An 11,429-nucleotide genomic window follows, 5' to 3' on the forward strand; every position below is an offset into this window, starting at 1 on the left:
CAACCCTGCGTCACGGGAAATGAACTGAAACCTCTTATGCGATAGTGCGAGAGTCAGATCAAAAATTATCTCAACACTCCTGGTAGTTTGGCAACCGAATAAATTACCGTACCGGGTGCGAGGGAGTGAAAAAACATCACGGGGAGTAACCGTTTCTTACCGACTCTCAAATCGGTACTCCTTGTATGCTAATTCCACCCCTTCGTCAAACATCCGGAAGACTTAAAACGTAAAAATCATAGCTATCGCTAATGTATCAGCCTGCCTTAACAATGCGCGGCGTAATAAAAACCACCAGTTCTCGCCGCTCGTTGCCTTTGCCGTTATGGCTAAATAAACGCCCCACCAGGGGGATTTCACCCAACAGCGGCACGCTCTCTTTTCCCGATTTGTTTTTTTGTTGAAATATGCCGCCTAAAGCCAGGGTTTCGCCATCTTTGACCTCAACCTGGGTTTCAATCTCCTGTTTATCTATGGCCAGCGTTTCGCCATCAGCCTGCTGTAGTACCTGGCCTGGCATATTCTGGCTAATACGCAGCTTCAGACGAATCGTGCCTTTATTACCTATGGTGGGCGTCACTTCCATGCCTAACACCGCTTCTTTAAACTCGACAGACGTTTTACCGCTTTCGCCGCTGGAAACCTGATAAGGGATTTCGCTGCCCTGCTTGATGCTGGCGGGTTGTTGATGCGCGGCAAGCAGCCGGGGGCTGGCGATAATATCGACCTGATTTTTTTGCTCCAGCGCGGAAAGTTCAACGTCAAGCATCCGTCCATCAATGCGTCCAATATTAAAACCCAGATGCGTAGTCGCGTTTGCCACGCTAAGGTCGGCAGAGAGGGTGGTTGGGTGCCAGCGAGCCGCCTTTCCTTCTGGCTCTCCAGTTCCCCATTTAATGCCCAGTTCACGCAGGCTTTGCGCATTCATAGTGACAATGTGGGCCGCCAGCTCCACCTGTCCTACCGGGATATCCATTTTTTCGATCCAGTCGCGTATTTGCTTCATCGCGACGGCGTTATCGCTTACCAGCAGACGGTTAGTGCGTTTATCTACCGTCACGCTTCCTTGCGGGCTTAATAATTTATCGCCCAGGGCGGCAATAGCAGCGGCAAGCTCTGGCGCATCAGCATGGCCGAGCGTGAATGTTGCGCTGCTGATGGGCTGATTAAGCTGTTTTTGCTGGCGAGCCGCCGTCAGCCGGGCCTGGCGCTGCGCCTCCCACTCTGGCGGATAAACGCGCAAAATCGCGCCTTCTTTTCGCCAGTGCAGCCGGGCGCTGTCGATAACCGCCTGAAAGGCCTGCATCCACGGCACCTCTGTAAGATGCAAAGTGAGCGCGCCCTCAACGCCCGGCGCCACTATAAGATTAAGCTTTTCGCTCTCAGCCAGCGCCTGCAAAACCTGAACTACGGGCGCTTCATCTACCACAACGGAAAGCGGCGCGCTAACCGTTGCGCGCAGGCCCGGGCTTGCCGCGCTCAATATGAATAAAAGAAGAAGTTTCCTTACCATTGGGTTGCTCCTTAAGCTTCCATTGTTGCGACGCCCCCTTACAGGCGCCCTGCGACACCAGCGTAATGTGCGTGGCGGCGACAGCGCTGACGCGTAAACCCTGAGGCAGTACGCTTCCTGCGCTGATCCGAAGCGATTTTCCTTCCGGCGTGCTGATAATGCCTCGCGCCGCGCCGTCCCGCCCAACCATGCCCCGATAACGCCATCCTGCCGCTTGCTCTGTCTCACAATCTGTTTCCGGCGGTTCGAACGGATTACGCGCGGCAGCCGCAGGTTGTATTAACGCGGCGATAAGCAGCCATTCACTTCTCATGATGGGTCTCCATCTGCAACGAGAGACGAAGCGAGGCATCCTGCGGCGCCAGCGTAAAAGCCAGCAGCCGGACATCGTATTGCGCCAGCCGGGCGAACCATGAAGGCGCCTGGGCCCATTCAAGGTCCATTACCAGTTCGCCGCGCGCGCCGTCCGGCCTCCAGCGCACCAGCCGCCCGCCATGGGCTTGTACCAGCTCAAGCGCGGAAAACGGCAAGGGAGAAAGCGTCGCCTCAAGCGTCTTTATCTGCGCGCCACGCTGGGCTTCATTTAATTCGCCTGCCAGTTGCTTACGTTGCTGCGCCAGCGACACCGTCAGCTTTTCATAGTGAAGCGCAAGCGCCGCGTTTTCTCGTCGGCCCGGCGCCAGAGCAAGCCAGACGATAACCAGCCACGCCGCCGTCCATGCCAGCCAACTGCAAAGGCGAACTTTTACCGGCGCGGTAAGCCACCGCTCAAGGTATGGCGCCATGGCTCGCCTCCGCATCAAGCGCGACGGAGAAGCGCCAGTCGCGCAGGTTTTCTTTTACGGTTTCGCCCATTTTGCTTGTGGGGAACCCGGGCAATCGGCTCAGGCGTAGTTGCAGCGTCGCTATGGCTTCCGGTTTTCGCGCTTTTCCCTGCAACCATAGGGTTTTTTCAGTCGCGTTAAGGCTGGTAAGCCAAAGCTCTTGCGGTGTTGCCTGCGCCAGCGCAAGTAACCGGCTCTGCCAGTCCGCGACCGATGCCTGGCGGATGCGTCGACGTTCAATCGCGTGCTCCAGCGCCTCAACACGCTGTTTAAGGGCGGCCAGATCCGCAAGCCGGCTTGCCTGAGCGCGCTGGAGAAGGCGCGCCGAATCGACGCTGGCCTTCAAAGACGTCTGCGTCTGCGCCATTAGCCAGAGCCCGAAAAGCGCCGCCGCGCCTGCCATCGCCGCGCTGCCGGAAAAGAGCCCTCCCCATAGCCATAAACGCCGCCTGCGTCTTCGGGCGCGCCAGGAAAGCAGATTAACCAGCGCGCTCACCGCGCCACCTCGCCCATAGCCAGGCCCAGCGCCACCGCGTAGCACGCCGCCTCTTTTAATAATGGCGGCGGCTGAAAAGTGACAAAACAGAGAGGATCCAGTTGCAGACAATTCGCCGCTTCCTTCGGCAAAGCGCCGCATATCGCGATCTGTTGCGCGCTGATGTTCATCTCTCGCGCCTGGGCCAGTAACCCCTCGTGTTCGCTAACGCCCCAGCGCGAACGGGAAGCCCACAGCCACGCGTCTGCGCCTTTACAAGCGATAAGCTGAATGTTATCCGGCGCCGAAGGCCAGAACGCGGCTAAGGCGCAAGCGTCCGGCGTCAGCGTTTCAGGCTGTAGGCCCGCAGCCTGAAAGCTTGCCAGTAACGCTTCGGTTTCGCGTCGTTGCGCCGCAGTAACCTGAAACCGGGCTGGCGCTTCACCCAGCGTATAGTCGAGCCAGAGGCTTTCCGTCGGCAGATGAAGCTCGCGCGCAGTGGCGCCAGCCAGCCATGATTCGCATTCGGACTCGCAAAGCAGACCGGCCGGTCGGGGTATATCGCGTTGCCGGGTGCGCTGAGCAGGAAAGGCGACTCGCAGGCTGTGGCCGCGCGGCAGCTGCGCGCGCCATTGGCGCAACGCCTGCGTTAGCGGTTCGCCAGCGATCGCTGCGCCATCGGGCCAGAGACGATCACTGGCGGGCATATGCCACCATCGGCATAGCGCCCAGCCGCCGCGCTTGCGGCTCAACGCCACCGACCTTACGCTATCTTTCTGAATATGAAGGCCAATTTGCCATCTGCCGTTTGCCATTATTGCCGATCTCCTTATCGTGCCGGGTGAAAATGCCATATCAATGCTTCAGGCTTGCCTTTATACTACCGCGCGATTGTTTATAAACTGCCCAAGCAAAACCAAATGAGAAATTCCCGGTGAAGTTCGTAAAGTATTTATTCATCCTTGCAGTCTTTTGCATTCTGCTGGGAGCCGGCTCGATCTATGGCCTTTACAAATACATAGAGCCGCAACTGCCTGATGTCGCCACGCTCAAAGATGTGCGCTTGCAGATCCCCATGCAGGTTTACAGCGCTGATGGCGAGCTTATTGCGCAATATGGCGAGAAGCGCCGTATTCCTCTGACGCTTAATCAAATCCCGCCTGTCATGGTAAAGGCGTTTATCGCCACAGAAGACAGCCGTTTCTACGAACATCACGGTGTTGACCCGGTCGGGATATTTCGCGCCGCAAGCGTGGCGCTCTTCTCCGGGCATGCTTCACAAGGGGCGAGTACGATCACGCAGCAGCTGGCGCGTAACTTCTTCTTAAGCCCGGAACGCACCCTGACGCGCAAAATTAAGGAAGTGTTCCTGGCGGTGCGCATTGAACAGCTTATGAGTAAGGATGAGATCCTTGAGCTGTACCTTAATAAAATTTATCTCGGCTATCGCGCCTATGGCGTAGGCGCGGCTGCGCAGGTTTATTTTGGCAAAACGATAGATCAACTGAACCTGAGCGAAATGGCCGTTATCGCCGGTCTGCCTAAAGCGCCCTCCACCTTCAACCCGCTTTATTCGCTCGACCGCGCGACGGCCCGCCGCAACGTGGTGCTTTCACGCATGTTGAGCGAGGGCTATATCACGCAAACGCAGTATGAAAGCGCGCGCGACGAGGCTATCGACGCCACCTATCATGCTCCGGAAATCGCCTTCTCCGCGCCTTATCTTTCTGAAATGGTACGCCAGGAGATGGTGAGCCGTTACGGCGAAAACGCGTATACCGACGGTTATAAGGTTTACACTACGATTACCCGTCGCCTTCAGCAGGCGGCGCAGCAGGCGGTACGCAACAACGTGCTGGATTACGACATGCGCCATGGCTACCGCGGCCCGTCGAATGTGCTGTGGAAAGTGGGCGAGGCGGCATGGGATCAACAGCGTATTATTGCGTCGCTGAAGAGCCTGCCGACCTATGGGCCGCTGCTTCCGGCCGTCGTCACCCAGGCCTCGCCTGCCGAAGCGGTAACCCTGTTGGCGGACGGCTCCGCCGTTACGCTCTCTATGGATGGCATCCGCTGGGCGCGTCCTTATCGTTCCGACACCGCTCAGGGCCCCACTCCGCGTAAAGTGACCGACGTCGTGCAGACCGGCCAGCAAATTTGGGTGCGTAAAGTGGGCGACAACTGGTGGCTCGCCCAGGTGCCGGATGTAAACTCGGCGCTGGTTTCTATTAACCCGCAGGATGGCGCCGTGATGGCGCTGGTGGGCGGTTTTGACTTTAACCAGAGCAAGTTTAACCGTGCGACCCAGGCGCTGCGTCAGGTGGGCTCTAACATCAAGCCGTTCCTCTATACCGCAGCGATGGATAAAGGGCTCACGCTTGCCAGCATTCTTAACGATGTGCCCATTTCACGCTGGGACGCAGGCGCGGGTTCCGACTGGCAGCCGAAAAACTCGCCAGCGCAATATGACGGCCCAATCCGCCTTCGCCAGGGCCTGGGGCAATCGAAAAACGTGGTGATGGTCCGCGCCATGCGTGCGATGGGCGTCGATTACGCGGCGGAATACCTGCAACGTTTCGGCTTCCCGGCGCAGAACATTGTGCATACCGAATCGCTGGCGCTTGGCTCCGCCTCTTTTACGCCGATGCAGGTAGCGCGCGGCTATGCGGTGATGACAAACGGCGGTTATCTGGTCGACCCTTACTTCATCACCAAAATCCTGAACGAACAGGGTGATACGCTCTTTCAGGTTATGCCGAAAGTAGCCTGCGCCGATTGCGACATTCCGGTGATTTATGGCGATACGCCGAAATCAAACGTGCTGGAAAACAAAGATGTGGAAGAAGTAGCGACGTCTCAGGAACAGCAGAACGCTAGCGTGCCCATGCCGCAGCTGGAGCAGGCCAACAAAGCGCTGGTTGCGCAAAGCCCGGCGCCGCAGTACGCGCCGCACGTTATCAATACGCCGCTGTCGTTTTTGATTAAGAGCGCGCTTAATACCAATATCTTTGGCGAACCAGGCTGGCAGGGAACAGGCTGGCGCGCGGGCCGCGATTTGCAGCGCCGCGATATCGGCGGCAAAACCGGCACCACTAACAGCTCAAAAGACGCCTGGTTCTCCGGTTACGGCCCGGGTGTGGTGACCTCGGTCTGGATTGGTTTTGACGATCACCGGCGCGACCTCGGACGCACCAGCGCTTCCGGCGCGATTAAAGATCAGATCTCCGGCTATGAAGGCGGCGCCAAAAGCGCGCAGCCTGCCTGGGATGCTTATATGAAAGCCGCGCTTGAGGGCGTGCCGGAAGAGCCGCTGACGCCGCCGCCTGGCATTGTAACGGTGAATATCGACCGCAGCACCGGCCAACTGGCGAACGGCGGAAACAGCCGTGAAGAGTATTTCATAGAAGGTACGCAGCCTACGCAGCATGCTGTTCACGAGGTGGGCACCACGCTCATCGATAACGGCGAAACGCACGAGCTGTTCTGATGGCAAAAACAAAACGCCCCTCTAAAGGGGCGTTTTTTTATGGTGAAAGCCGTTTAAACGCGCCCCTGGGCTCGCAACCATTCGCGGACCAGGAACAGCGCGCTGACGTTGCGTGCTTCGCTAAAATCGGGGTCTTCCAGCAGCGTCATCATCTCTGAAAGCGGCCAGCGAACCTGGATAAGCGGCTCCGGCTCGTCGCCCTGTAGCGACTCCGGGTAAAGGCTTTCCGCTATCACGATATTCATTTTGCTGGAGAAATAAGAGGGCGCCATGGTGAGCTTTTTCAGAAAAGTCATCTCTTGCGCGCCGAAACCGACCTCTTCTTTAAGCTCGCGGTTAGCGGCTTCCAGTACGGTTTCACCCGGGTCAATTAACCCTTTTGGAAACCCCAGCTCATAAGATTCCGTTCCCACCGCATATTCGCGGATCAGCACCAGTTCATTGTCAATGACAGGCACAATCATCACCGCCTCGCGCGTGGAGGGGCGCATACGCTCATAGACCCGGCGCTCGCCGTTGCTGAACTCCAGATCGACCGTTTCCACGTTAAACAGGCGGGAGCGGGCTACGGATTCAACACGGAGAATGGTGGGTTTTTGTAATGGTTTACTCATCGCATGGATCACAGAGGTAAGAAATAGTCTTCATTGTGCGACATGCCGCACGGTTTGGGCAATGTGAATTGGCTGTTATTTACATTTTTGCAACCTTGTTACGAGATATTTCCCAAACACGTACAATTGTCAAGAGGCTGAAAATGAAATAAGAATTTGCTGATATTTAGGCCAATCCGCCTTTGCTACCATTCCACAGCCGCTGGTATGCCTTAGTAATTTTACTCAAGTTGCCTCTCATACCTGCCGATAAAGCTCTTTTGCACACTTGCTTTTTGCTGGGTGACGTTTGTCGATATCTGTACCGGAAACCGTAGTTTGATGGGGAAAGCATGAGCACCTTTTTGATTTTTTTAGCTGCTATGCTGGCCTGTATGGTGATTGCAGGGTGGTGGTTGAAGCGCAAAAAACGTCACCGAAGCAGCAGACCGTCCGCACAAACTTTTGCCGGGGCCTCCACGCGCAAGCTCTCTTCGCAAGAGCGTAGCGCGGTTGAAAGCTATCTTGAGACGCTGGCCCGCTCGCAGGACGCGCCCGGCCCTACCGGCGCCAGTAAAGCGCCGATAAGCCTGACGCTCACGTCGCAAAGCAATACGGTGTACATCTTAACGCGCTCCATTACGCGTTACGGCTTAAGCACCGACGACCCTAATAAATGGCGTTATTACCTGGATTCCGTGGAAGTGCATCTGCCGCCCTTTTGGGAGCAGCATATTACGGACGACAACAGCGTTGAGCTTATCCTTACCGCCACGCTGCCGCTGGTTATCTCGCTCAATGGCTATAGCCTGGAAAACGCCGCGCCCGATACGCGCGGCTACGCCCTGGAGCATAATCCTTCTCATCAGGCCTCTATTCGCGGCGAAGAAAGCGAACAAATAGAGCTGCTGAATATTCGTCAGGAAACGCGCGAAGAGCACTCTCTCGGTCGGCCTGACGGCCTGCGTGAAGCTCTGCTTATTTGCGGCGCGTTTATGCTGTTCTTCTTCTGTCTGGTCACGCCTGAAATCTTCCTGCCGTGGCTGCTGGGCGGCGGTATTTTGCTGATGGCGGCCGGGTTGTGGGGGCTTTTCGCGCCGCCGGCCAAAACCGCGCTGCGGGAGATCCACTGCCTGCGGGGAACGCCGAAGCGCTGGGGATTATTTGGCGAGTCGGATCAGGAACAGATCAACAATATTTCGCTTGGCATTATCGACCTGGTCTATCCCTCGCACTGGCAACCGTTTATCCATCAGGATTTGGGCCAGAAAACCGATATTGATATCTATCTTGACCGTCACGTTGTCCGCCAGGGGCGTTTTCTTTCTTTGCATGAAGAAGTTAAGAATTTCCCGCTACAGCCCTGGCTGCGCAATCTGATCATCGCGCTGGGCGCGCTGGTGGTTTTAACGCTGCTGACGCTCTGGGTGCCGCTCGACATGCCGTTTAAGTTAACGGTCTCCTGGCTTAAAGGGGCGCAGACCATCGAAGCGACAAGCGTTGAGCAACTGGACAAGGCGGGGCTGCGGGTTGGCGACACCCTGCGCGTTAACGGCACTGGCATGTGCAATATTCATCTGCCGGGCAGCTATTCGCCACGACAAAACTATCCGTTTATGCCGTTTGATTGCTCGCAAATCCTCTGGAATAACGCAAGGCTGCTGCCGCTGCCGGAATCTGACGTTGTGGCTAAAGCCACGGCCCTCACCGAAGCGGTAAACCGCCAGCTTCATCCGTTGGCGGGCGAAAGCAAAATCAACCCGCAGCTGGCCTCCGCTATTCAGAAATCAGGCATGATTCTGCTGGATGACTTCTCGGAAATTGTGTTGCTGACGCAAGCGCTGTGTACTGGCGAAGAGGAATGCGTGCGCCTTAAAAATGCGCTGGTGAATCTGGGCAACACCAAGGACTGGGACACGCTGACCCACCGCGCCAGCGCCGGTAAACTTGACGGTATTAATGTGCTGCTGCGCCCGGTGAGCGCGGAGTCGCTGGATAGCCTGGTCACCACTTCAACCGCCCCGTTCTTCCAGCGTGAAACCAACCGGGCGGCGCAGGCGCTGAACAGCCCGCCGCCGGGCGGCTTTATGATAGTGAGCGACGAAGGCGAAGATTTGGTCGACCAGCCCTACCCGCCGATGTCGCTTTATGACTATCCGGCGCAGGAGCAATGGAAAGAGTTCCAGCGGCTGGCGGAAATGCTCATGCAAACGCCTTTCCACGCCGAAGGCATTATTACCAGCATTCGCACCGATGCGAATGGCACGCAGCATGTCGCGTTGCACAGCATTCCCGACAGCGCGGGCTTGTGGCGCTACATCGGCACTACGCTGCTGATGTTCGCCATGCTGGTCTGCGTGATTTATAACGGCTTCATGGCGCTGCGCCGCTGGCAACGCAACCGCACCCGTCTGGCGCAGATCCAGCACTACTATGAAAGCTGTCTTAATCCGCAGCTTGTTCCCTCCTCCGAGGCGCGCTCTCTGTTCTGATGAAAAAGGGCGTCGGGAGTGTGATACCCTGACGCCCTTTGCTCTTCCGGCTGGAGAAACCATGCATATTGATATCGACTGGCAGGACGTTGATACCGTCTTGCTGGATATGGACGGCACGCTGCTCGACCTGGCGTTTGACAGCCATTTCTGGCTCCAGCTGGTGCCGGAAACCCTGAGCGCCGAACGCGGCATCTCCCTCGACGAAGCCCATAGCTATATCCGCCAGGCGTATCACGCGGTGCAGCATACGCTAAACTGGTATTGTCTGGATTACTGGAGCGAGCAGCTGGGCCTTGATATCTGCGCCATGACCACGGCCCAGGGGCCGCGAGCCGTGCTGCGTGAAGATACTGTGCCGTTTCTCGACGCCCTGAAAGCCCGAGGCAAACGGCGTATTTTGCTGACCAACGCGCATCCTCATAATCTGGCGGTAAAGCTTGAGCATACCGGTCTTGCTCAGCACCTTGATTTATTACTTTCCACCCACACATTTGGTTATCCCAAAGAGGATCAGCGGTTATGGCAGGCGGTGGCCCGCCATACCGGTCTGGACGCGGCGAGAACGCTATTTATTGACGACAGCGAGCCGATTCTGGATGCCGCCGCGCAGTTTGGTATTCGCTACTGTCTGGGCGTAACTAACCCCGACTCCGGAATGGCGGATAAAGTTTATCAGCGTCATCCGGCGCTTAATGACTACCGGCGGTTGATCCCCGCACTGCAACTCAGGGAGTCGCCATGAAAGAGAAAACCGCAGAAGGGGTGCGCCTGGATAAATGGCTCTGGGCGGCTCGCTTCTACAAAACCCGCGCGCTGGCGCGCGAAATGATCGAAGGCGGTAAGGTGCACTACAACGGACAGCGCGCCAAACCGAGTAAGATTATCGAACTGAACGCGGTGCTGGTGCTGCGCCAGGGCAATGATGAGCGCACAGTGGTGGTAAAAGCCATTACCGATCAGCGCCGCCCGGCAGCCGAAGCAGTGCTGCTTTATGAAGAGACAGCGGAAAGCATTGAGAAGCGTGAAAAGCTCGCCCTGGCGCGTAAGCTGAATTCCCTCTCCATGCCGCACCCGGACCGCCGTCCGGATAAAAAAGAGCGCCGCGATCTGATGAAATTTAAATACAGCGACAATGAATAACCGTCGCGCCAAGAGAGACAATTATGGCCCAACACGACCAATTACACCGCTATCTGTTTGAAAACTATGCCGTGCGCGGCGAGCTGGTGACGGTTTCCGACACCTGGAAGCGGATCCTTGAAAACCACGACTACCCGCAGCCGGTGCAAAAAGTGCTGGGTGAACTGCTGGTCGCCACCAGCCTGCTGACCGCTACGCTGAAATTCTCTGGCGATATTACCGTGCAGTTGCAGGGCGACGGCCCGATGAGCCTGGCCGTTATCAACGGCGACAATAACCAGCAGATGCGCGGCGTGGCTCGCGTACAGGGTGAGGTGCCGGCTGACGCCGACCTTAAAACGCTGGTAGGCAACGGCTACCTAGTTATTACCATTACCCCGAGCGAAGGCGAGCGTTATCAGGGCGTGGTTGGGCTGGAAGGCGATACGCTGGCGGAATGTCTGGAAGATTACTTCCTGCGGTCCGAACAGTTGCCGACGCGCCTTTTCATCCGCACCGGCGAGGCGGAAGGCCGCCCGGCGGCAGGCGGCATGCTGTTGCAGGTGCTGCCCGCCCAGAATGCGCAGGCGGACGATTTCGCGCATCTGGCGACGCTCACCGAAACCATCACCGCAGAAGAGCTGCTGACGCTGCCCGCTAATGACGTCCTGTGGCGCCTTTATCACGAAGAAGAAGTGACGCTTTATGACCCGCAGAGCGTGGAATTTAAGTGCACCTGCTCCCGTGAGCGCTGCGCCGAAGCGCTGAAAACGCTGCCTGCGGAAGAAGTCGACACGATTATCGCCGAAGATGGCGAAGTGGATATGCATTGCGATTACTGCGGCAACCACTACGTCTTTGACTCCATGGATATTGCCGCGATTCGCAACAACGCCTCGCCGGCAGACCCGCAAGTCCATTAA

General features: G+C 57.1%; 11 protein-coding genes. 5 read left to right on the top strand and 6 right to left on the bottom strand.

All coding sequences use genetic code 11. From position 1 onward, the window contains the following. Positions 1-256: 256 nt before the first annotated feature. The 5 genes from hofQ to DW56_RS22655 are packed head-to-tail and all read right to left on the bottom strand — an operon-like array spanning position 257 to position 3,627. Positions 257-1,513, bottom strand: a complete 1,257-nt coding sequence (hofQ, locus tag DW56_RS19715; RefSeq protein ID WP_081711370.1) for a DNA uptake porin HofQ — start codon at positions 1,511-1,513, stop codon at positions 257-259. Next, the gene (locus DW56_RS19720) at positions 1,446-1,826 is read right to left on the bottom strand and encodes a HofP DNA utilization family protein (protein ID WP_024552825.1); all 381 of its coding nucleotides are present in this window, start codon (positions 1,824-1,826) and stop codon (positions 1,446-1,448) included. Before DW56_RS19720 ends, hofQ begins: the two co-directional genes overlap by 68 nt. Further along, complete coding sequence (locus DW56_RS19725) at positions 1,816-2,298, bottom strand: HofO family protein (RefSeq protein WP_024552826.1); 483 nt, start codon at positions 2,296-2,298, stop codon at positions 1,816-1,818. Before DW56_RS19725 ends, DW56_RS19720 begins: the two co-directional genes overlap by 11 nt. Then, a complete protein-coding gene (locus tag DW56_RS19730; RefSeq protein WP_024562192.1) occupies positions 2,282-2,833 on the bottom strand; it encodes a PilN domain-containing protein in 552 nt (183 codons plus the stop codon). The genes DW56_RS19725 and DW56_RS19730 overlap by 17 nt, the downstream gene beginning before the upstream one ends. Next, entirely contained in the window at positions 2,830-3,627 is a 798-nt protein-coding gene (locus DW56_RS22655) for a type IV pilus biogenesis protein PilM (protein WP_029590215.1), read from the bottom strand. The genes DW56_RS19730 and DW56_RS22655 overlap by 4 nt, the downstream gene beginning before the upstream one ends. Positions 3,628-3,746: 119 nt before the next feature. Between DW56_RS22655 and mrcA the strand changes: the two genes are divergently transcribed. Continuing rightward, on the top strand, positions 3,747-6,299 hold the full coding sequence (gene mrcA, locus DW56_RS19740) for a peptidoglycan glycosyltransferase/peptidoglycan DD-transpeptidase MrcA (protein ID WP_024554031.1): 2,553 nt from the start codon (positions 3,747-3,749) through the stop codon (positions 6,297-6,299). Between the two features lie 53 nt (positions 6,300-6,352). Here the strand turns inward: mrcA and nudE are convergent, their stop codons facing one another. After that, on the bottom strand, positions 6,353-6,913 hold the full coding sequence (gene nudE, locus DW56_RS19745) for an ADP compounds hydrolase NudE (protein ID WP_024554030.1): 561 nt from the start codon (positions 6,911-6,913) through the stop codon (positions 6,353-6,355). 332 nt (positions 6,914-7,245) lie between these two features. Here nudE and DW56_RS19750 point away from each other — a divergent pair, with 332 nt between their 5' ends. From DW56_RS19750 to hslO, 4 genes are all read left to right on the top strand, one after another. Next, a complete protein-coding gene (locus DW56_RS19750; RefSeq protein WP_024554029.1) occupies positions 7,246-9,384 on the top strand; it encodes an intracellular growth attenuator family protein in 2,139 nt (712 codons plus the stop codon). A gap of 61 nt (positions 9,385-9,445) precedes the next feature. Further along, positions 9,446-10,129 carry a GMP/IMP nucleotidase gene (gene yrfG / locus DW56_RS19755; protein WP_024554028.1) on the top strand — a complete coding sequence of 228 codons (684 nt, stop codon included), beginning with the start codon at positions 9,446-9,448 and terminating at the stop codon, positions 10,127-10,129. Then, the gene (hslR, locus tag DW56_RS19760; RefSeq protein WP_024554027.1) at positions 10,126-10,527 is read left to right on the top strand and encodes a ribosome-associated heat shock protein Hsp15; all 402 of its coding nucleotides are present in this window, start codon (positions 10,126-10,128) and stop codon (positions 10,525-10,527) included. Before yrfG ends, hslR begins: the two co-directional genes overlap by 4 nt. Before the next feature lie 23 nt (positions 10,528-10,550). Continuing rightward, positions 10,551-11,429, top strand: coding sequence for an Hsp33 family molecular chaperone HslO (gene hslO / locus DW56_RS19765; protein ID WP_029697386.1), 879 nt, complete (start codon positions 10,551-10,553; stop codon positions 11,427-11,429).

This window comes from Franconibacter helveticus LMG 23732 (assembly GCF_000463115.2).
In the GTDB taxonomy this organism is placed as follows: domain Bacteria; phylum Pseudomonadota; class Gammaproteobacteria; order Enterobacterales; family Enterobacteriaceae; genus Franconibacter; species Franconibacter helveticus.